Raw genomic sequence first — 22,016 nt, 5'->3', positions numbered from 1 at the left:
TTTTAATAATTAATGAAGTGTATTTTTATCATTCCAGGACATCATATGAGATGTAGGTGACACACCTAACAACATTTAAAGGAGCTACTTACACATGAGAGAAGATCAAAACCAAGAACATCAATTCAAAGATAGGCAAAACAACCGTCAAACGAATCGTCAACAAAATGACAATCCTAACACAGAGTTTGGAGAAGAGTTTTTCGGGACAATAGAAACTCCTCAGAAGAACAATGAGAAGGAAAACAAAAACAATAAAGAACGTACTAAACGTAAAAAATAAAACTGCATACGAACAAAAAACAAGGGATTCGGAGTGTAACTACTCCTATCCCTTGTTTTTTTCTTCATCTAATTTAGTTGTTTCATTTTCAATAGCGCTTCCTCACCAATCATACCAACTTCAATACCATATTTTTGCGCTTCAATCGTGACTGATTCTAAAGGAGCTCGTAGCAGTTCATCAATAGTTTTAACACCTACAGCCCTCCCCGCCACGATTTTTCGTTCTGCCAACACTTCATTGAGAAGTCCAATGTCCAAAGCACCACACATAATATAGCCAACTTCGTTTGAAACGGTCAATAATGTCGTTTTGGGCAATTTCACACTTACTCCAGTGAATGGTAAGCCATCTAATATAATAGGCGATAAAGATATCACTCATCTCTCCCCTTTCCATTCTATACATATGGATTCGCTCCATTAAATGTGATTGTTTTAGAAAGCCACTCACAAATAAAAGAATGCATATCACTTCATATTATTATCATAATATAGTATTAAGTCCAATATTATACATATTATCTTCTGAAATACTCTACTTTTTGTTATATGAAAATTTTTGTCACAAAAATAATATATTTTTTTCGTCCCTTTTGTGACAAGGCTACTTAAATATTGTACTTTAACATCAAAAGGAATATTATTTGTTTTGCAAGGAGCATCACACCATTTTGTCATTCATTCTTATCGCGTTTTATGTTATAAGAATATAATTGTTTGATCAAAATTTTAAATGTGCAGCCTTGTCAATTCATAAGAAAAGAGGGGAGTAACCATTGAAGCCAAAATGGTTGTTATTTTCACTATCTATAGCAGTTCCCCTGTTATTAGCAGGGTGCGATCAATCTCTTTTGGTCTTTGACCCGAAAGGTCCGCAGGCCAAAACATTATCAGACACCATTATTTTCTCCATTATGATGATGGTCGGTATATTAGTAGTCGTATACGCATTGTATACGTTCATGCTAGTTAAATACCGTGCATCTAAATTGGATAAAGACTATGAGCCTCCTCACGAAGAAGGAAGCAAATGGTTAGAAATTACTTGGACAGTCATACCAGTCATCATCGTTATCGTACTTTCCGTTGTCACAGTTCGAACGACGATAGATGTTGAGAATGTACCGGAAGCATATGCTAATGAAAAGCCTCTAGTCATTTACGCGTCATCATCGAACTGGAAATGGCATTTTAGTTATCCGGAAGAAGGCATTGAAACAGTAAACTATGTCAACATTCCAGAAGATCGACCTATTGAGTTCCGACTTTACTCATATGGTCCGATTACAAGCTTCTGGGTTCCTCAACTTGCGGGTCAAAAATACGCAATGAGCGATATGGTCACTACTATTCACTTAGCAGCAGAAACACCTGGTTCTTATATAGGTAAAAACTCAAACTTCAGCGGGAAAGATTTTGCCCATATGGAATTTGAAACACTCGTTATGACCGCTAAGGAATATGATGAATGGGTTCAAGATGTAAAAGAAACTGCACCAGCTCTTTCAGAAACGGAGTTTAATGAATTGATCGAACCAAGTGTTCTTGGACGAAAAACGTTCTCTTCGACGCATCTTGAATTTAATCCTCCGCCTGAAGGTGATAATGCCGGCCATCATCACGGAAGTGAAAATCATCATAGTGAAGATGCTAGCACTACAGATGAACATATGCACCACGAAGATATGAAATAATCATTTTCAATCCACTCTCGAAAGGAGTATACATCTATGAAATGGGATGAATTTTTCGTCACTGGCGAGCCGATGATTTATGCTGCCATGGTTTCTATCGTACTTGTTTCCATAGCAATCCCAGCTGGTCTAACCTATTTTAAAAAATGGGGATATCTCTGGAATAACTGGCTGACGACTGTCGATCATAAAAAAATCGGGATCATGTACATTATTGCCGCGTTACTTATGCTATTCCGTGGGGGCGTAGACGCTCTTTTAATGAGAGCTCAAACGGCTATACCGGAAAACGGTCTGTTAGATGGCCAACATTACAATGAAATCTTTACAACACACGGGATAATCATGATTCTTTTCATGGCAATGCCCTTTATCATAGGTTTAATGAACGTCGTTGTACCGCTTCAAATTGGAGCGCGTGACGTTGCGTTTCCACGTTTGAATGCAATTAGCTTCTGGTTATTCTTCTTTGGCGCAATGTTATTGAACATCTCATTCGTTATCGGTGGCTCACCCGATGCAGGTTGGTCAGCATACTTCCCACTTGCAAGTTTGGAGTTCAGTCCGACGGTCGGGAATAATTACTATTCACTAGCGTTGCAAATTGCAGGAATCGGTACACTAATGACAGGAATAAACTTCCTTGTGACGATTCTGAAAATGCGTGCACCAGGAATGAAACTGATGAAAATGCCGATGTTCACTTGGTCTATTTTGATTACAAGTGTCATTATCATCTTCGCTTTCCCTGTTTTGACTGTTGCACTTGCATTGATGATGCTAGACCGCCAATTTGGAACACAATTCTTTGCAATGCAAAATGGCGGAATGGACATGCTTTGGGCAAACCTATTCTGGGTTTGGGGTCATCCTGAAGTATATATCGTTATTTTGCCAGCCTTCGGAATTTACAGTGAGATTATCGCAACGTTCGCACGCAAAAACTTGTATGGCTACAAATCAATGGTTTACTCCATGATTGCCATTTCATTGCTATCGTTTCTCGTATGGGTACATCACTTCTATACAATGGGACATGGCGTTATGGTCAATAGCGTCTTTTCCATTACTACAATGGCTATTGCCATACCGACCGGGGTCAAAATATTCAACTGGCTCTTTACACTCCGGCGAGGAAAAATCAGCTTTACGACGCCAATGCTTTATGCACTGGCATTCATACCGATATTTACAATCGGCGGAGTAACTGGTGTTATGCTCGCGATGGCAAGTGCTGACTATCAATATCATAATACAATGTTTCTAGTCGCCCACTTCCATTACGTATTAATTCCTGGTACGGTCTTTGGTGTAATTGCGGGATTCCATTACTGGTTCCCGAAAGTATTCGGTTTCAAGTTGAATGAACGGCTTGGTAAATGGGCGTTTTGGTTCATTACGATTTCATTCAACGTCACATTCTTCCCTCTCTTCATCCTTGGATTGAACGGAATGACAAGAAGAATGTACACGTATTCTGCAAGTACTGGTTACGGACCATTAAATATGCTATCCATGGTCGGAGCTGTCGGCCTAACGATTGGGTTCATCTTGCTTGTTTACAATATTTATTGGAGTACACGGTACGAGCCTCGCGAAGTCACAGGAGATCCTTGGGATGCTCGTTCACTGGAATGGAGTACACCAAGCCCACTTCCTGAATACAACTTTGCGATAACACCTGCAGTTGATGAATTGGATGCATTCTGGTTCGCCAAAAAGACCAATAAGTCATTGTTTGAAGGCGAATATGAACCGATTCATATGCCGAACAATAGTGGCCTGCCTTTCATTATGGGTATCGCTTTCTTCTTCTTCGGATTCTTCATGGTGTTCAGTTGGTGGATTCCAGCTGTTGTTGCCGGTTTAGTCATTCTCGGCACGATGGCATACCGCACATTTGAACAAGATCACGGTCACTACATCTCTGTCGAAGAAATTGAACGAACAGAAAATGCATTGAGAGGTGAAAATTCATGAAAATCGATCACTCTTTGCCGTTAGAATATAGTACTGAGGAAAATAAGTTGAAGATTTTAGGTTTCTGGATTTTCTTAGGAGCGGAAATTGTTCTTTTCTCAACTCTTTTCGCTGTCTATTTCACGTTACAAGGAAACTTCGCTGACGGTCCAAGTGCAAGTCAAATATTTGAGTTGACTCCCGTTATGATTGAGACGATTTTGTTGCTAACAAGTAGCTTTACAATCGGGCTGGGAATTCACGCAATGCGAATTGGTTCCAAAAAGGCGATGATGACCTTTTTCGGCATCACCCTTCTTCTTGGGCTAGGCTTCCTCGGTGTGGAAATCACAGAATTTGTGACGTATGTCCACGAAGGAGCTACAATGCAAACAAGCGCTTTCCTATCAGGACTGTTTACGTTACTCGGAACACACGGTGCTCACGTAACGTTTGGTCTATTATGGGGTGGAGCAATATTGTATCAAGTGAAAAAGCGTGGTTTAACACCGGAAACAGCTAATAAGTCATTCATCTTTTCATTGTACTGGCATTTCTTGGACGTTGTCTGGATCTTCATCTTCAGCTTCGTTTACTTGAAAGGAATGATGTAAGATGAAACGACTGTTTCCCGTTCCACATGTAATTGGATTTGCTTCTTCACTGCTCCTTTCACTTATTGCGCTTGTCGTCATTAAGTTTGATTTAACATTTGCTATGGGAATGACAATTTTAGGTGTTACTGCCTTAGTCCAAGCGGGCTTACAATTGTTCCTCTTCATGCATGTCAGTGAAAATGAAGATAAGAAAACATTGTTCACGAACATCGGCTATGCGCTATTTGTCGGTCTCGTAACTATCTTCGGAACATTGTTCGCTATGATGTGGGGATATAATATGGGTTAAGAAACATTCGAGTCAGAAAGAGTATAAACTCTTTCTGGCTCTTTATTCATTTATAACTAATTCTTGTTTCATAAATACCTTAATTCTCTCGTTTCCTAATGTAACTTGCTATACTAGTAGAAGGTCATCAATAGAAGCGGGATGTGAGAAGCAGATGAGTGATGATGAACATACGCGTAAAGAACATATGGAAGATGAAAAATATGAGCAAGATGTTGAACAAGTCGACCTCTCATCAATCGATGATGAAGATCTGACAGAAGAACAAATGAACAAACTCGTTCTAAAAGCGCAAGAGGAGTCAAGACTTCATAGAAAAGAACTGATTCCTACTAAGCGAATTCCAAAATGGTTCATATGGATGCTCTCAATTACATTAGTGTTAAGTACGGTCGCTGGCTTATTTCAAGTTTTTTCTATACCAGCAATCGACTTTCTGATGACTTCAGCCAAACTATCACAAGAAGAAGACATCTCGATTTATAAAGAATCGGTTGTCGTAGTCGTCTCAGAAGACGGAAAAGGAACTGGTTTTTCCATTTCAAAAGACGGTATTATCTTGACGAACTATCATGTAATTGAAAATAAAGAGTCCATTTATGTTGTTTTTCCTGAAGACGGACGATTCGAAGCAACTGTGTTGGAAACATTCGAGGACATTGATGTAGCTGTTTTAAAAATTGAAGGTTCACACTTCCCTTCCTTAACCTTAGCTGAAAATCCAAAAATCGAAAAAGATGATGCCATTACCTTTATCGGTAATCCACTCAGTTTTAAAGGGATTGTTAACGAAGGTACAATTTTAGCACCATTGAAATTGGCAGATTGGCAAGCAGAAGTGATGATGATACAAGCACCTGTCTACCGCGGGAATAGCGGTAGTCCTGTTTTCAATAAAGCTGGTGAGGTGATTGGAATTGTTTTTGCCACATTGAACCATAACGAATATGGTAAAGTGGGTCTTTTCATCCCAATCGATTTGTATTATGACAAGTTAAAATGACTCTACGTATAAAGAAAACACCGGAACTAGGTCCGCAATGACCTATTCCGGTGCTTTTCACTGTTAGCTCAATATGATTTCATCTAGAATTCGACCATCGGTTTCACCCAAATTCAATCCTAATAATCTTGCAAACGTTGGACCTTCGTCAACCAGACTCATCGATTCTATCGTAACATTAGGTACAATACCTTTTCCTTTTGCAATAAAAACTGTTCGATAATCTATTTTAGATGGAGAATAACCATGGACGGCTTGACAATACTTCCCTGACGTAATATCGCATGGCTTGATTTCCACCAATGGTTGTACGTTCATATCTTCAGTAAAATAAAATCCTTCCCTCGCTTCCAACATGAATGCAGCTTCCCCGTCTGCCCCCATTTGCGCCGCTTCACTTCCCCTAACTACTTTTTCAAGTCCGTTGTCAGGATTCTGCATGAGCGAATGCAGAAGTGCACCAAGCCTTTCAGTAGATGGTTTATCGTTTTCATCTTTGACATATAGATAAGCAGAACCATCGTTACTTTTGCAATAAACCTTCCAATTTTTCACTTTCCCATTACGATCTGTTTGGATTAATCCACTTTCTTGTAAATAAACATTCATATTTATGGCGTGCGTGACGTCAAGTGCGCTGTGATCACCTAGCGCAATAATCGTAGTCTCTTCAGCATTTCCACTCTCATCAATCGCTTGCAGAATCTTTCCCAACCGTTTATCTTGACGACGCAATGCGCTTAATGATTCCTCCCCTGCAAAACCGTGTTCATGCCGTTGATAATCTATATCTACAAGATGTATGAGCATTAAATCCGGCTTTTTTGTTCTGATCGTATGCGTTGCGACAGCTGTGACAAAATCGTCTAACCATGGTTGTTTTATGCCTTTCCGCATGTTGCCGAAACGCCGGTTCATTTCTAACGTATAAAAGAAGCTACCATTGAGCAAAGAAACGGCAACTTGAGAATGCCATGGTCGATTGGCGAATATCTCAGGTATATGATAATCAATTTTCGCTCTCGCGGTTACTGGCCAGAGTAATGCACCGGTTTTCATGTTTTGTTTCTTTGCTTCATCATACAAAGTTGTACCTTGAATATATTTTCTTTGCCAATACCAATCCGGTGATTCTTTTCCGGGCTGAATTAATGTATTCCTTACGATTCGATGACGATTAGGATAATTCCCAGTAATAATAGATGTGTGGCATGGATATGTAACGGAAGGATAAATTGGCTTTACATTTTCACAAACGGCAGCTCCGTCCAGCAGCTTTTTGAAATTTGGCAGTTCCCTAACTATGGGCATGTCTTTCGACGACAAACAATCAAAAGAAATGACAATCAAATGGTCCGTCAAACGGTTCAATATTATAAAGCCTCCTTAGAAAACGCCTTTCATTATATAGTAACACTTGTGCACTGAATCATAAAAAAATAGTGCACATTTTTCAATCTGTTTGTGGAATGCTACATGAAAAGGAGGTGCTCAAATGAACCAGCGTATACTTTGTGAAGTGGATAACTGCACATATTGGGGTAAGGGAAACAGGTGTAACGCTGACGTGATTTATGTAACGAACCAAACAGCAGAAGAAGCGATTGATACGGAAGACACTGGTTGTAAGACATTTAAGCCTGAAGAGTGAACGAAGTTCCGTTAACGAGTAAAGTGACTGAACCGTGAAACTTACAAGTTTCCGGTTACAGTCACTCTCCCTTTTAACTTTTGACTATCATTTATTTACAGAATTTCACTTTACACCAACCAACTTATCAATACGCTTTTGAAGCATTTCTTTCCATTCATCTGCTAATTCAGGTAGACTGAGTAGCAAACGTAAACCTTCTACGTCTTTCGGTCTGTGAAAATACACTTCGTTTCCATAGAGGACAGAAATCGCTTGAGGATGCTTTTCAATTAATTGTAATGTAGAATCGTCCCGGACCATACCTTCTTCTAACACACGGCATAAATATCCAGTATACCCCGTCTCCACCATTCGTTTCATTAATCCAGGCAAATTAGTTCGTTTTGAAATGGTGCTGCACGGGACTCGTCCTTGAGTCACTTGGATAATAGCATCTCCAAGTTGAAAAATATCGCCGATATGCACGTCTTTCTCCAGCATATTACCAGCTGTAATATTTTCTCCAAACGTAGAATCAGCTAGCTTTGCGTGAAATTCTTTCTTCCAATAAGCATAATGTTCATAAGGATAAATACTTACCGCTCTGTCAGGGCCACCATGGAAACGAAGATCAGCAACCCCATCGCCTTTAAATCCTTCTTTCGTCAGAAAAGCTTCTTTCACCTTCTCTTTGCCAATAGCAGATATCATTTCTTTCTCATTTCCGTACACCATTTTTTTAGGTTGTCCAATAGAAAACGTTTTAATATAAGGCATCTAGCAATCAATCCAATCTTCAGTAATATTTTAATTAGTATATCATGGAATATGTATAATAATAACTTACTTAAAGATAATTCAGAAAAGCGGATTACAAGCAAGCAATCGAGGGAATGACATTACTAACGAAAATTTTTCATTCGCTTCTTCGTTTCACGCGAACTTTTCTCCTTTTAATACGTCTATATATATTGGGGAAATTTTTCTTGCTGAGAATACTTTTTGGTGGTATGATAACGCGTGGTTTGCTTTATAAATTAAGAACATCAACTATACGAGGCGGTGAGCCGTTTGAGCAGAATTGAAAAGAGAAAAACAAAAAGTAAACGTTATAAAGTGATAGGTATTAGTATTGGAACTTTTTTAGTACTTCTTTTAGCTGGTGGGTATATTTACTGGACTTCGCAATTTAATGAAGGCCTTGCGTTATCAGATGAAGGAACATTGGCTGATCAGAACAAAGACTATGGTATTTTTGATGGTCCGGAACCTGAATTCGGAGAGATAAATGTTCTTTTGTTAGGATCGGATGCACGCAAAGAAGAAGACGGTCGTTCAGATACTCTAATGATTGCCAACTATAATCAAGATACAGAAAAGGTAAAACTCATTTCTATCATGCGTGATACGTATGTAGAAATTCCCGGCCATGGTATGCAAAAGATGAACAGTGCTTTTACTATCGGAGGTCCAGAGCTTGTACGTCAAACGATTAAAGATAACTTTGGCTTAGATGTCCATTATTATGCAATGGTCGATTTCAAAGGCTTCCCTAAAATTGCAGACATCATCGCACCTAACGGAATTGAGGTTGATATACCTTACACAATGTCACATGGAATTTATATGACATTGAACAAGGGAGTCCAAACTTTAAATGGCGAACAGCTATTAGGGTATGTACGATTCCGTCATGATAGCAAGAATGATTTTGGACGCGTAGAACGTCAACAAGAAGTCATCTCAAAATTGAAAGATGAAGCAGTTAGTGTTCACAGCTTAGTAAAACTTCCTAAATTATTGGGTGCAGCTGAAGCTTATATTGACACAAATCTCGATAAAATGAAAATGCTCTCTATCGGAAAAGGACTACTAGACAATAAATCAGGTAAAATTGAAACGTTTAGAATTCCGGTTGATAATTCATATACAGATCCACTTGTAGATGTTGGAAGAGTATTGGAAATTGATTTCGATAAAAACATTGAGGAACTAAACAAATTCTTAGATGGCACTTCCGATTTGGCTGATAGCGAAGACACTGAAACCAATTAAACATTGTTATACGAATAAGTATAAAAGCAGAGGATGCGAATTTTACGCACCCTCTGCTTTTTTCATTAGTACTTATTATTTCAAAGTCGGGTCTCCTTCTTTTCGGAAGAAACCAAAGATCCCTACAGTTTGAACAATATTAGTAAATGCATTTTCATCAACTTGATTGATGATTTGCTCCAAATCATACAATTCATAACGTGTTATAACCAAGTAAAGCATATTTTTATTCTCTTTGGAATAAGCTCCTTTTGCAGGTATAATTGTAATTCCTCGCACCATTTTCTCATGAATGGCTTGTTGTAGTTCTTCCGCTTTGTGAGTGATAATCATCGCTGTAACTTTTTCATGACGCGTATGAATCATATCGATAACCGCAATTGAGACGTATAAAGCGACCATCGTATAAAGTGCATTTTCCGGTTCATACAGAATACCTGCAAGCACGATAATAATCCCGTTCAATACGAGAAAATAAATGCCGATCGGTTTGTCCTGCAACCTTGAGAGGACCATCGCGACTATGTCCATTCCTCCTGTGGAAGCACCTAGCTTGAGCGAAAGACCTACCCCTACTCCAGCTATCACCCCGCCAAATACAGCATTTAAAATAATATCGTCTGACAAAGACAACACGGGCAACAGTTCAAGAAAGAGTGTGGTAAATACGACAGAGACGATGCTGTATATTGTAAACCCTTTACCTACCTTGAACCAACCGAGAATGAATACTGGAATATTGAACAGAAAGAGTAGTATTCCTGTGCTGATTACAATGCCAAGTTGATCATTTAAAACACTGGACACAAGTTGTGCAGCCCCAGAAAATCCACTTGCATAAACATTTGCATTAATCAGGAAAAAGTTCAAAGAAATTGAAACGAGTAGTGCTCCAAAAATAACAACTATAATTCTTTTTGCTTCGATAAAAAACATAAGGACCTCCTACAAATTTCAATAGCCGGTATCTGATTATACTCGATTGATGGTGAAATTACTGCAATAAACCATCGGAAAACAGAAAAAAAAACACCAGCCAAGGCTGATGGTTAAACATGGGATATTTGTTTTTTATATTGTAAGTAAAAAGTTGTCGTAATACCAAATAATAACACAAGGGATGCGAGACCAATCATAGCTCCCTCAATGTCAAAGCCGTTAAAAAGGGTAATTGCTGAAATGCTAACTGCAGAACCTGCGAATAACGCCAACATGATAATACGAAGCATGATGTTCATCCTCTCAATTTCCTCCACTCTAAATGAGTGAGAAGGTTTCTCAAGACCATCATATCTTAATTGAGAACATTTATCAATATTGAACTTCAAAATTCATCAATTATTTATATGCAGAGATAAAATGTATATGAATGCTTATGTATTGAAATCTATATTTATAAAAAGCCTTGTATTTCTATGAATCAAGATTATAATTGATAGCAATTCATAAAGAATTTTTAGTATTGGAGACATTATGCGACCTTATAACGAGAAAATTAGTATTTATCATGGTATGGCGACAACGATCGCTATAAATTTTTCCGGCAACTTCTTCCCTATTTTTGCTATAACGATACTTGGCGCAACAAATTACCAAGTCGGACTAATCAATTCGCTCCCTCCTTTGATGGCTTTGCTCATGACAATTCCTGCAGCGATATTATTGAATCGCGCTCATTTGCAGAAAAAGCTTGTCGCTCTGTCAGTTCTAATTGCACGGCTCATGTTCCTGCTAATTATTGCTCTAGTTTATATCCCATCACAGCCAACACAAGCTTGGGCCTTCCTCATTATCGTAGCGCTAATGAATTTACCTAATACCGTTGCGAATATCGGTTGGCAGACATTTATAAGCAGTTTAGTGAAAGAATCTAGGCGTGGCACCTTTTTCAGTGATCGAAACCGATTACTGACGATTGTTGGACTCGTATCGACATTAATTATCGGAATCATTATGAAAGATTCGTCCGCAAGTGTGACTGCCTATCAGATTCTTTTTGGCATAGCTTTCGTTTTTGGTTTGCTAGAAGTATATTTATTGTTAAAGCATGATGAACAACCAATGTTATCAAGCGAGGCATTCCTAAAAAAGAAAACAATGGATTGGTCTATTTTCAAGCATAAGAACTATGTATCCTTTCTAATTGCGGCATTGTTCTTCAATTTCGCTTGGCAAATGGCTTGGGGAATTTTCAACATTTATCATATTCGAGTAGTTGGTGCAACAATCTTTTGGGTTAGCATGTTCTCTGTAGGTAGTATGACTGCGCAGTTCATTTCCTTTCCGTTATGGAGAAAGTGGGCTGAAAAACGTTCCAATACACTAGTTTTTGTATGGGCTGTAATCGGCATGGCGACGATCCCCTTTCTAACAGTTCTCTCGTCAAATCTTTTTTACATTACGCTTATACAGACAGCTTCAGGCTTTTTCTTAGCAGGAATTGTACTTCTACTATTCAACTTACTGCTTGAGCAGTCTCCGGAAGAAGTACGGACGTATTGTATAACGACGTATAATGTATTATTGTCTGTCGTTGCGGTCATAGCCCCACAGATTGGTATTTGGTTGTTGAACCAGTTTGGAATTGAGATCGCGATGTATGTCAACTCAATTTTCAGGCTTTCGAGCGCAGCACTATTCTATTTTGTCTATGTCAAATATGCAAAGAGACCAACTATGGCAATTCATTTGAAATGATCGGTAATATTATAAAGAAAGCAGTATGGTGTAAAATAAACGAGTCCATCATTTTTTCATTAATGATGGACTCGTCCTATTTTCCAACTTCTTAGCTTAGGAAATCCTTAAAACCCGTGATAACAATTCCCATCTGTATCCTGAACGAAAAGCTCACCCTTTATAGCACTTATGCCATAATATACGGATTATCTTCATCATTTTCATTTACCATCTCTTTTAATATAACTATGGTAATTCCTGAATCTACTTTAACATCATCTAATTTAATGACTTCTCTGCATCTCCAGTCAATACACCCACCATTTTTCTGCCTTCTGATATTGTAAATACTTTAAATCCTCTTTTATGAGGGTTATTCTGAAGGCTTATTACAAAGTTCTCCATTTCAGAATTTTCATCCAACCTATCCTTTTCCAGCACCCAATTGTTGTGGGGTGTATATCCCCCACAAGCAGCTAAAACCAAAGCTGTGACAAAAAGAATTGTAACAATAAATGTTTTCTTCAATATTTTTTCCTTTCTTGCTGATTGTTACTTTATATAAACTAGGCCTTTTAAAGAACGTACACTATGAGCAAAACGCCCCTTATCTTCTACAAAGTCTTTAGTATTACAAGACATAATATAGTCTTACAAACGTTGATCTACGTTCCAGCCTTACGCTTTCCAGAGGGCGTGGCTTGAGCCGCTTCCTTCGCTTCGCTACGTCCAGGGTCTCAAGGCACACGCTAATCCTCCCGGAGTCGAAGGCTTGCACTCCAATCAACTAAGAGCGTAGTACCTAACAAAAGCCGCCGATTACGTTATAGTACAATCGCTTATGAAACAATTTTCGCGGTCAATTTAAACTTTTTAAAGAGTAGGAACTACTGTTTAGAGAGTTTTAATCTCCAAGTAAATGAAACTATGAAAGCTGATATTCCCCCAAAAACAAGAGCGTAAAATAATGAAAAGAATATAAAAGATCCATAATCTTCAAGTTCTAAAAAGGGATTATTAGATATATAAGGTTCGGAAATCACACCAATAGTAAAAATCGGTATAAATAAGATATAGAGTCTTTTCCAAAAGTACTTTTTGTAGTTAGGATCTTTATTCTGAAACACTTTTCAACATCTCCTTTTTTTATATTCAGGTGAAATTTGTGCAGATTGAAGCATAAACCATATGCATTAATAGCCTCCAATTATCTTATTAAACGAGTAATGTTGCGATATCTTTTTCAATTTCAAAAATCAAAAAATCATCATCTTCCTCAACTACTACTTTTTTTTATCTAACTTCTTTGTCAATTATCATTTCAAAGTAGTCCGTTTCATTATTCAAATCAAAAACTAGACATTGATCATATCTAACATCACCAATAAAAATTGCTCTTACTTTTTTCATTTTCTTTTCCTTTCAATGCGATATTATTCACCTAGCCATTTCAACTAATTGGTCTAATCCTAGTACAGCGTCGTCCGTCAAACGCCCCCGATTGCGGATTATCATTTACTATACATACGTCCTCGGCAACTGAATATACTGTTTAATTAAAACATCCCCAATTCAAATATAAACTTCAACTAACTTTTCTATAATAATTCCGGTGGTAAATCCTAGTATAATTATAAAAGCTCCAACCCATATAGGAACTTTCTTTTCATTCAGTCCGTATTTATGCAATAACCACAATACTCCAATTGCAATCATTGTTCCTATAACATACTTCCAAAATCCAAATCCCAATGCACCAAAAAAGTCAAATCCTGCAATAGATATAAACATCACACAAAGAATTAATGGATTCGACAGTCTCACCGGAAGTTCCATTTTCATTTTTGCATTTTCCTTTCTGTTGCTTTCTAATTAAAATTTCGCCTTTAAATGGCCCTGTTGCGGTATTGGTGAAAATTCACCAAAGTGGTGCTTCTTCGTTAGACAATTCAACAAACAAAGGAAAAACACATAAAAACAATGGAATTAAAACGATCGAAGAAATTACAGAGCTGTAAGAGGTACCAAAGAAAATATTAATAAGGCTTATTATTAACATAAGTGTGAAGGTAACTATCATACTTCTTTTTCTAAGGAAGCGGCTCAAGCCACGTCCTCCGGAAAGCGTGCACCGGAACAGAAAGCAACATTTAAAATACATCATAATGGCCTTATTTGCTGAACAAACAAACAAACAAACAAACAAACAATATTTAAACATCAAATCGCAACCTTTTCATTTATCTTATCACATAGTTATCTAAATTATTAAAACAAAATAATTTCGCATAATAGATCGATAAGGAATGCATATAAAACAGCAGTATAGCAATCCATAAAAAAAGGAGCCGCCATATCTTATACGAATGGCACTCCCAATAGTTTTGCTTATTAATATTTTATTTCCATCAAACACGTACTTATCCCCAGAAGTATTGTTTTCTCATATGAAAATCTCATACAAACCGATGATAATCAATAACAGTGCAGCGACACTATCGGCATTTTTCCCAAACCATGTCTTACCGATTCTATGACCTAGTTGAACGCCGATAATAATAGATATAATTGAGAAAGCACCGATGGAAAAAGCGGTTAATATGGGAGGGGCTCCTGTAATACCTGCACTAAAACCGATTGTCAGGCAGTTTAACGCAAGTACAAATCCGAGTAGTATAGCTTCCTTATAATCGATAGCGACCAACTCTTTGCTTGTTTGCGACTGTGCAAAGAATAACGTTTTAACTACAAGCCAAATTCCAATTGTAATTAAAAGAGAACCTCCAATCCAATTGGCAGTCTGCAATGAAAAAATATCTGCAAAATAATCTCCTGCTTTTAAAGAAAAGAATGCAAAGATAAATGAAATAATTGAGATGATCAAATTATATTTAAAAGGTATGCGATTAAAACGCAATCCATATGAAATACTAATGCCCACATTGTCTAAATTTGCTACAATGCCAATTAATAATACGGTAATAAATGTCATATAATCCCTCCGCACACATGACTATCATCATTTACTATATGTCATCTTGAAAGCTACTGTGCACATTGAGAATGAGTGTGATTTATTATCATGGAAAAAAATCAGCGAGGATTTTTACTTTTTAATGAGGTATACTGTAAAAGAAACTTAAGGAGAAGATGAGTATGGCAGAACACAAATTCCGTTTGCATGCCAATTGGCCAGGCTTGAGAAATGATATCGGGTCGATCGAGATGGAAAACTTGAAGACAAAAGTTTCAATCCCTCAAGAAATGGACGGTCCAGGAATCGGTACAAATCCCGATGAAATGTTGCTTGGTGCAGCGGCAACTTGTTATATTATTACGCTCGCTGCTATGATGGAACGAAGCAGCCTTGAAAAAACTAACTTACAAATGGAGTCAATTGGTATTGTGGATGTAACTAATGGAGTCATCACTTATAAAGAGATTATACATAAACCGACAATTACATTATTGGCGAACGCGGGTGAAAAAGAGTACTCTCTTGCCAAAAAATTAGCTGAAAAAGCAGAGTCTTCTTGCATGATTAGCCGTGCTCTACAGGGGAATGTTGGAGTAAAAGTTAAAGCAACTGTAATTTCACATTCCAAATAAAACTCGTCTATCACAATAACAGAACATAAAAAACATGCCACTGATTCAGAAATACTGATCTGTGGCATGTTTTTTCAAGTCCTCTGCCATTTTTGAATGAAATAAGATACGCCTGAGCGTAACTTAGGAGCAGACTGACTTTTTGTTAAAGCAAAGTATAACGTTTTCATAAATTGTAAAATATTTGTCCGTGCATGCAAGAATGAATGCGACTGACCGTGATGGTGCACTTCCCGGTCCATGCGGTCAAAGATCTGTTCCACCCACTCGAGTAATACATCTTCCGGATATCCTTCAGCAACTAACTTCGATATGATAGCGACTAATCTTTCATCTTCATCATCCTTATACACGCCGCCTTTATAGAAACAAGAAGAAATGCTACCTAACATAAGCGGAATCAACCGTTTTTCAACTGATGGATGACTAGCAATCATCATATATAAATCAGCCCCATGAGCAATTGCATGAGCCCATCCGTTTTCGGTAAACCCTCTAGTATCATTCTCTTTATATAAGTAATTTGCACATCTTTCCATTGCAAAATCCCTTAGCTCAGGTTCCAAATAGGGCTTTTCTGTATCGACCCAAAATAAGCCCGTCAACCATAGCGCAGAAAAAGATCGTATAAAAACACTATTTGTATCTCTTTCGCCAATCGAAGCAAAAAGGTAACGATCACTAATCAGCTCTTCAGTTGCATGCTTCATTTGAGCAGTTGTTACATGATTACCCGATAACAGCTTGACGAGTAGACGATATATGATTTCATCTCGAAGTTCACTGTCTGGAGTTCCTATATTTTCGAGCATATAAGTAAAAACGGCTTCCCCGCTAAGTTGCATGTGCAGTTGGATTTGCTCATCATCCATCGCTAACAAGTCCATCAATTGCTGTCTCATGATATACCTCTTTCTGTTGAATTGAACATACTACTTATTCTGATTCGTTGAACTCCGGTTCCAGTCGCTTCATGAACTCCTCAACCGCGCTGTATCCTTGTTGCTTTAAATACCAGTTATTCGCTGCAGCTTCTATCAAACCTGCTACATCTCTACCAGGTTGCAACTGGATTTGAATATGAGGAATTGGAACATCCAAATACGTTTTAAACTTTGAATCTAGTTCAAGTTCATTATTTAAGGCGTTATCCTTCCATTCCGTCAATTCAATATCAAGCGCGATTCTGCTTTCTTCTTGAAAAGCAGCCCTTCCGTACAGACGAACGACATTCAGTAATCCAATGCTCCGCAACGCAAGAAATTCTTTGTTCTTTTCGTCATGTGTTCCAAGTAGTGTTTGTGGGCTCAATTTCTTCAAAACGACAATATCATCAGCAATCAATCGATGTCCTCGGCCAATCAATGTATGGGCCGTTTCACTTTTCCCAACCCCCGATTTTCCGCGTAAAAGGATACCGATACCAGCCACATTGACGCATACACCATGAACTGCAATTTCAGGTGCCATTGCTTTTGTAACATACGCATCCAGTTTCGCACTCATTTCACTAGTTGAATCTTTTGTCCTCAACACAGGGATATGCTCTTCTGTACAATATTGACGTAACCCTAAAGGTTCTTCCTGATTGGATGTAATAACAATGCAAGGCGGATCGTATTGAACAATATTTGCTATCCGCATTTTACATTCTTCATCAGACAAAGTATGTAAATAATTAATTTCATTTTTACCGAGAATTTGCACATGTTCAGTTGCAATGAAATCAAATTTATCCATGAACTCAAGACCTGGTCTACGAACTTTTGTCTTTTTTAAAATACGATCCAATTGATCCTTGCCTATCAATACTTCCATATTGAAACGTTTTACGACTTCTTCTATTGTCACTGTCTTCAAAGCGACACCTCCTGCGACTTTTCCTACCTAATCATTACTTAAGTATAGCACGCTTAGGAACTCCTTCATCCATCCATAATCTAAAACGAGAACGTACCATTCATGGGAGCATGCTTTTTCTAATCGTCATTTTTTCATAAAGTACTTCTTTCCTAGCTTCTCGATTATACTCGGAGCGAGTGCATATAACTTACTCGTAATACCCATGATTCCAGGTAAATTCACTTCTCTCGCTGGCTTGTCAATAAGCCGTACAACAGCATTTGCGACCGTATCGACACTTAACAAGTGCCTGCCAAGAGAGTTTCGATAGTTTCCTGTCTGATCCGCTTCGTCGATAAATGGCGTGTCAATAGGTCCAGGATGCACGACAGACACGCTTATACCATATCCCGCAACTTCCATCCGTAATGCATTCGTATAGCCAATCAATGCATGTTTGGAAGCCGCATACACAGATGCTTTCGGAGTTGCCACTTTCCCAGCTTGCGAACCGATATAAATGAGTTGACCTTTATGCTTCTTCATCATTGCAGGAAGAATTCTTTTTGTCAGTTCAATTGGTACAATGACATTCAGATTCATCATACTTTGGACAGATTCGTCTGAAATTAGATGAGCTGATTCAAACAATCCAACGCCAGCTGAAACAATAACAATATCGGGAGATGGAATTTTCTCTAGCAACCTGTCCAATTCGCCTGGCACTGAAAAATCGGTACGAAGAGCTTCAGCTCCATCGTTTTGCAACTGCCAAATCTTATCGTGAGCCCTTCCAGTAGCATAGACCTTAAATCGATCAGTATCCGCCAACAGCCTCATGGCAACCGCATACCCGACACCGCTCGTCGCTCCTGTAATAAGAACGTTTTTAGGTTTGCTCATATTTCAAAATACCACCTTCACCAGCAGTTTGTTTGATGAGTCCTTTTGACAGTAGATAATCTGTCTGTCCGATTGTTTCTGACAATGTCAGACCTAACTCTTTCAAATAGACGGCCGGGAACAATTCCATCGTTAATTCGTAAATCGTTTTGCTTTCATTCACTAGCATACCGTGCACTTTCATTGCGCGCTCATGCTGTTTTTGAAGCCTTGATTCAATTAACGGATGAATATCAGTCACTTGATTGCCATGTCCACTATAAATTGTTTCAATTGGCAAACTTAACAACCGTTTCAATGAATCGTTGTATTGTAACAACGATTTTGGCCGTTCATCAGATGGATTGAATGGTGGTTCGATTAAAGGATTTGACGAAACTTTTTCGAGTACAAGGTCCCCGCCGATCATTTCTCCTGTCCGTTCATTGTATAGTGCTAGATGACTCTGTGCATGCCCAAGCGTCTCTAAAACTTTCCATCCTGGGTGGCCATGCCAGTCATCCCCTTCGTTCGTTTCTCGGTTTAAAGTCCTATCTCCCATTAGTTTAATGGGAAGTTTCATTTTTTCAATCCAGCTAAAATATTGTTCTGGGACCCCTTCTTCTTGCAAACGCTCTAAATAAAATCGATCATGAAACTTCATGAACTCCTCGTCTCTCTTTAACCAAAGATCTGTAAAAGGATGTCCGACTACTTCAGCTTTATCGAATGCATCCATCCAGCCCGCATGGTCAGGATGATGATGCGTCAAAAATACTTCTTCTATATCATTAAAAGAATAACCGAGCTCTTTCAAACCATTCTTCAATGCTTCGTAGGCAGCGGGTGTTTTTGGACCAGCATCTACAAGTGACAAACGATCACCTTTCACAACAAATGAATTTACATCACCGACTGCAAATGGCGTCGGGATTACAATTTTATGTATCATAGGAAAAACTCCTTTGGATTATCATCCTTTTTAAACAATGAATGAGTATTCAGTCCATTGTACCTTCTTTTCACGCTTTCGTCACCCTTTGAAAAAGACACTTTGCGAAACCTTTCCAAGAGATATCCGTATATATGTTATAATGACCATAACTTACGGGGGGGATGAATATGGGTATTTTTAACTTTTTTAAAGGTCAGTTCATTGAAGTCATTGAGTGGACAGATCAAAATTCAAACACAATGGTATACCGTTTTCCTGTTCAAAACAATGAAATTAAAATGGGTGCCAGTCTAATAGTACGTGAATCACAAGTAGCGATTTTTGTGAATGAAGGAGAAATTGCCGATGTGTTTCTTCCTGGACATCACATGTTGTATACACAAAATATGCCTATCCTAACGAAATTGAAGTCTTGGAAAACAGGATTCAACTCACCATTTAAGGCAGAAGTCTATTTTGTAAATACTAAACAATTTATCAATCAAAAGTGGGGAACCTCTAATCCAATTATGATGAGAGATCCCGAATTTGGAATGATTCGACTACGCGGTTACGGCATCTATTCGTATAAAGTGTCTGAGCCGGTTGTTTTCTTAAAAGAACTATTTGGAACGAACAGTTCCTTTGATACTTCAGACGTAGAAAGTCATTTGAAAAAGATGATTTTATCCGGCTTGACAGATTTGTTTGCAGAATCTCAAATACCAGCGCTAGATCTGGCTATGAACTATGACGAATTGAGTACGCAAGGTAAAGAGAAAATGAAAGAACGTTTTTCGAAATTCGGCTTTGAAATCACTTCTCTCTATATTGAAAATCTATCACTTCCTAAAGAAGTTGAACAAGCGATGGACAAGCGCACAACGATGGGTGTGCTTGGTGATATGAATACGTATACGCAGTACCAGGCTGCTGAAGCAATACGCGAAGCGGCTCGCAATGAAGGTGGCGGAATGGCCGCTACAGGTGCAGGGATCGGCGCAGGTGCAGCAATCGGTAATGCTATGGCTGGCGCATTCACAACCAATCAACAACAAGCCATTCCACCTGCATCCACGGAACCTGCGAAAATTTCATGTCCTCATTGTCAAGCACAAATTAGAGCAAATGCTAAATTCTGTCCGGAATGTGGCAAGACTGTCCAACAGCAAACCGTTCCATGCGTAAGTTGTAAAGTAGATATTAAAGAAGGCTCGAAGTTCTGTGGTGAATGTGGTGCACAACAATTGACAGAAAAAAAGTGTCAGTCTTGTGGCACTGTCAATGGACCAACAGCTAAATTCTGCGGAGATTGCGGAGAAACGCTTTAAGAAGTTAGCGAAGAGGTGAAAGCATGTCGAATGCAAATAATGAAATCGTTAGAGACCCGACTATTGAAGAGACGGAAGTGAACCAGTGTTCTTCATGTGGTGGAAACACAGTTTACGATCCATCCACAAAAGGATTGAAATGTCCTTTTTGCTCAACGGAAGTCGCTATTGAAGGTACACGTGAAAATACGACCGAGCATGATTACATCGAATCAGTAGATATGAAAAAGCACAGTTGGGATGATGAAAAAAGGGTTTTCCACTGTGATAACTGTGGCGCAGAGACACTATTGGATATGGATAAAGTAGCAGACTTCTGTACGTTTTGCGGATCTTCTCATATCGCCGTAACTGAACATGACGCAGGTATCAAGCCAGCTCTCGTACTTCCTTTTCAAGTGACAAAAGAGCAAGCTGTAGAGAAATTCAAAAAGTGGATCAAAAAACGGTATTTTGCTCCGAATAACTTAAAGAAAGACTATGAGTTACAAAAGATTACGGGTACTTATATCCCTTACTGGACATTCGATTCAAAGACACACTCAGCATATATCGTTAAAATCGGTACTTATTATTATGTTACAGAGACGAGAACGGTAACGCGAGACGGTAAGACTGAACAGATAACTGAGCAGGTTCGAAAAATTCGTTGGCGCACGGAGCGTGGTACATATAATAAATTCCATGACGATGTATTAGTAAAAGCGTCCAAAAATGTTGCTTCTGATTTGATTGGAAAAGTTGAACCTTTCCAGTTGTCAGGTTTGCTTGATTACCGTTCCGAATATTTGTCTGGTTTTCTTGCCGAACGCTATTCTATTCCCCTAAAAGAAGGATGGATGAATGCGAGAGCAATTATAGATAACAGAATACAGACAGGTATACTAAGACAGGAAACGGGAGATGAAGTGAGAATTGTAAGTGTAGATACTCAATATGATGCGATTACGTTCAAACATTTACTGCTTCCCATTTGGATTTCATCATTTCATTTCAATCAAAAGGTTTACCGTTTCCTTGTCAACGGACAAACGGGAAAAGTGAGTGGTAACGCGCCTGTCAGTGTTTGGAAAGTGGTGCTACTTAGTCTACTCGCAGTTATAGTGATCGGTATTATATTTTTATTTCAAGATGTGCTCTGATTATTGACTTTTATCAGATCACATGCAATAATCTTTTTAATATTTATGTAGCTATAATACAA

General features: G+C 38.4%; 24 protein-coding genes. 12 read left to right on the top strand and 12 right to left on the bottom strand.

The genetic code is table 11. From position 1 onward, the window contains the following. Positions 1-94: 94 nt before the first annotated feature. The gene (locus tag H9649_RS01540; protein WP_191692880.1) at positions 95-283 is read left to right on the top strand and encodes a hypothetical protein; all 189 of its coding nucleotides are present in this window, start codon (positions 95-97) and stop codon (positions 281-283) included. Between the two features lie 68 nt (positions 284-351). Here H9649_RS01540 and H9649_RS01535 read toward each other — a convergent pair whose 3' ends face one another. Beyond that, positions 352-663 (bottom strand): YunC family protein, encoded by a 312-nt coding sequence (locus H9649_RS01535; RefSeq protein WP_191692879.1) that lies wholly within the window; start codon positions 661-663, stop codon positions 352-354. A 398-nt stretch (positions 664-1,061) separates the two neighbouring features. Between H9649_RS01535 and qoxA the strand changes: the two genes are divergently transcribed. The 5 genes from qoxA (at position 1,062) to H9649_RS01510 (ending at position 5,847) form a co-directional block, all read left to right on the top strand. Further along, positions 1,062-1,979, top strand: coding sequence for a cytochrome aa3 quinol oxidase subunit II (gene qoxA, locus H9649_RS01530; protein ID WP_191692878.1), 918 nt, complete (start codon positions 1,062-1,064; stop codon positions 1,977-1,979). 36 nt (positions 1,980-2,015) lie between these two features. Then, on the top strand, positions 2,016-3,959 hold the full coding sequence (qoxB, locus tag H9649_RS01525; RefSeq protein ID WP_191692877.1) for a cytochrome aa3 quinol oxidase subunit I: 1,944 nt from the start codon (positions 2,016-2,018) through the stop codon (positions 3,957-3,959). After that, positions 3,956-4,552: a cytochrome aa3 quinol oxidase subunit III gene (gene qoxC, locus H9649_RS01520; RefSeq protein ID WP_191692876.1), complete on the top strand. Its 597-nt coding sequence runs from the start codon at positions 3,956-3,958 to the stop codon at positions 4,550-4,552. The genes qoxB and qoxC overlap by 4 nt, the downstream gene beginning before the upstream one ends. A gap of 1 nt (position 4,553) precedes the next feature. Beyond that, positions 4,554-4,844, top strand: coding sequence for a cytochrome aa3 quinol oxidase subunit IV (qoxD, locus tag H9649_RS01515; protein ID WP_191692875.1), 291 nt, complete (start codon positions 4,554-4,556; stop codon positions 4,842-4,844). Positions 4,845-4,998: 154 nt separating this feature from the next. Then, a complete protein-coding gene (locus H9649_RS01510; protein ID WP_225229602.1) occupies positions 4,999-5,847 on the top strand; it encodes a S1C family serine protease in 849 nt (282 codons plus the stop codon). 63 nt (positions 5,848-5,910) lie between these two features. Here the strand turns inward: H9649_RS01510 and H9649_RS01505 are convergent, their stop codons facing one another. After that, on the bottom strand, positions 5,911-7,218 hold the full coding sequence (locus H9649_RS01505) for an alkaline phosphatase family protein (protein WP_225229601.1): 1,308 nt from the start codon (positions 7,216-7,218) through the stop codon (positions 5,911-5,913). A gap of 124 nt (positions 7,219-7,342) precedes the next feature. On the opposite strand from H9649_RS01505, the gene H9649_RS01500 reads away from it, so the two are divergent. Beyond that, the gene (locus H9649_RS01500) at positions 7,343-7,498 is read left to right on the top strand and encodes a DUF1540 domain-containing protein (RefSeq protein ID WP_191692874.1); all 156 of its coding nucleotides are present in this window, start codon (positions 7,343-7,345) and stop codon (positions 7,496-7,498) included. A 105-nt stretch (positions 7,499-7,603) separates the two neighbouring features. Here H9649_RS01500 and H9649_RS01495 read toward each other — a convergent pair whose 3' ends face one another. Next, positions 7,604-8,257, bottom strand: a complete 654-nt coding sequence (locus H9649_RS01495) for an MOSC domain-containing protein (RefSeq protein ID WP_191692873.1) — start codon at positions 8,255-8,257, stop codon at positions 7,604-7,606. A 285-nt stretch (positions 8,258-8,542) separates the two neighbouring features. On the opposite strand from H9649_RS01495, the gene H9649_RS01490 reads away from it, so the two are divergent. Next, entirely contained in the window at positions 8,543-9,535 is a 993-nt protein-coding gene (locus H9649_RS01490) for an LCP family protein (protein WP_191692872.1), read from the top strand. Between the two features lie 75 nt (positions 9,536-9,610). Here the strand turns inward: H9649_RS01490 and H9649_RS01485 are convergent, their stop codons facing one another. Both H9649_RS01485 and H9649_RS01480 read right to left on the bottom strand, forming a co-directional pair. Next, positions 9,611-10,471 (bottom strand): YitT family protein, encoded by an 861-nt coding sequence (locus H9649_RS01485; protein WP_191692871.1) that lies wholly within the window; start codon positions 10,469-10,471, stop codon positions 9,611-9,613. Between the two features lie 113 nt (positions 10,472-10,584). Continuing rightward, entirely contained in the window at positions 10,585-10,773 is a 189-nt protein-coding gene (locus tag H9649_RS01480; protein WP_191692870.1) for a hypothetical protein, read from the bottom strand. Between the two features lie 235 nt (positions 10,774-11,008). Between H9649_RS01480 and H9649_RS01475 the strand changes: the two genes are divergently transcribed. Beyond that, on the top strand, positions 11,009-12,232 hold the full coding sequence (locus tag H9649_RS01475; RefSeq protein ID WP_191692869.1) for an MFS transporter: 1,224 nt from the start codon (positions 11,009-11,011) through the stop codon (positions 12,230-12,232). Between the two features lie 261 nt (positions 12,233-12,493). Here H9649_RS01475 and H9649_RS01470 read toward each other — a convergent pair whose 3' ends face one another. From H9649_RS01470 to H9649_RS01460, 3 genes are all read right to left on the bottom strand, one after another. Next, a complete protein-coding gene (locus H9649_RS01470) occupies positions 12,494-12,742 on the bottom strand; it encodes a hypothetical protein (RefSeq protein WP_191692868.1) in 249 nt (82 codons plus the stop codon). Between the two features lie 1,044 nt (positions 12,743-13,786). Further along, positions 13,787-14,056, bottom strand: coding sequence for a hypothetical protein (locus tag H9649_RS01465; RefSeq protein ID WP_191692867.1), 270 nt, complete (start codon positions 14,054-14,056; stop codon positions 13,787-13,789). A gap of 601 nt (positions 14,057-14,657) precedes the next feature. Next, positions 14,658-15,206 carry a manganese efflux pump MntP gene (locus H9649_RS01460; protein ID WP_191692866.1) on the bottom strand — a complete coding sequence of 183 codons (549 nt, stop codon included), beginning with the start codon at positions 15,204-15,206 and terminating at the stop codon, positions 14,658-14,660. Positions 15,207-15,370: 164 nt separating this feature from the next. Between H9649_RS01460 and H9649_RS01455 the strand changes: the two genes are divergently transcribed. Beyond that, the gene (locus H9649_RS01455) at positions 15,371-15,823 is read left to right on the top strand and encodes an OsmC family protein (RefSeq protein ID WP_191692865.1); all 453 of its coding nucleotides are present in this window, start codon (positions 15,371-15,373) and stop codon (positions 15,821-15,823) included. Positions 15,824-15,897: 74 nt separating this feature from the next. Here H9649_RS01455 and H9649_RS01450 read toward each other — a convergent pair whose 3' ends face one another. From H9649_RS01450 to H9649_RS01435, 4 genes are all read right to left on the bottom strand, one after another. Continuing rightward, entirely contained in the window at positions 15,898-16,725 is an 828-nt protein-coding gene (locus H9649_RS01450; protein ID WP_191692864.1) for a DUF2785 domain-containing protein, read from the bottom strand. 34 nt (positions 16,726-16,759) lie between these two features. Then, on the bottom strand, positions 16,760-17,683 hold the full coding sequence (hprK, locus tag H9649_RS01445; protein WP_191692863.1) for an HPr(Ser) kinase/phosphatase: 924 nt from the start codon (positions 17,681-17,683) through the stop codon (positions 16,760-16,762). 126 nt (positions 17,684-17,809) lie between these two features. Beyond that, the gene (locus H9649_RS01440) at positions 17,810-18,568 is read right to left on the bottom strand and encodes an SDR family NAD(P)-dependent oxidoreductase (RefSeq protein WP_191692862.1); all 759 of its coding nucleotides are present in this window, start codon (positions 18,566-18,568) and stop codon (positions 17,810-17,812) included. Next, positions 18,555-19,499 carry an MBL fold metallo-hydrolase gene (locus tag H9649_RS01435; RefSeq protein WP_191692861.1) on the bottom strand — a complete coding sequence of 315 codons (945 nt, stop codon included), beginning with the start codon at positions 19,497-19,499 and terminating at the stop codon, positions 18,555-18,557. Before H9649_RS01435 ends, H9649_RS01440 begins: the two co-directional genes overlap by 14 nt. A gap of 170 nt (positions 19,500-19,669) precedes the next feature. Here H9649_RS01435 and H9649_RS01430 point away from each other — a divergent pair, with 170 nt between their 5' ends. Beyond that, the gene (locus tag H9649_RS01430; protein ID WP_191692860.1) at positions 19,670-20,812 is read left to right on the top strand and encodes an SPFH domain-containing protein; all 1,143 of its coding nucleotides are present in this window, start codon (positions 19,670-19,672) and stop codon (positions 20,810-20,812) included. A 23-nt stretch (positions 20,813-20,835) separates the two neighbouring features. Then, positions 20,836-21,954, top strand: a complete 1,119-nt coding sequence (locus tag H9649_RS01425; RefSeq protein ID WP_191692859.1) for a hypothetical protein — start codon at positions 20,836-20,838, stop codon at positions 21,952-21,954. The last annotated feature ends 62 nt before the right edge of the window (positions 21,955-22,016 follow it).

It is taken from the genome of Sporosarcina quadrami (assembly GCF_014836615.1).
GTDB lineage: Bacteria > Bacillota > Bacilli > Bacillales_A > Planococcaceae > Sporosarcina > Sporosarcina quadrami.
This window is presented reverse-complemented; position numbering and strand designations above follow the sequence as displayed.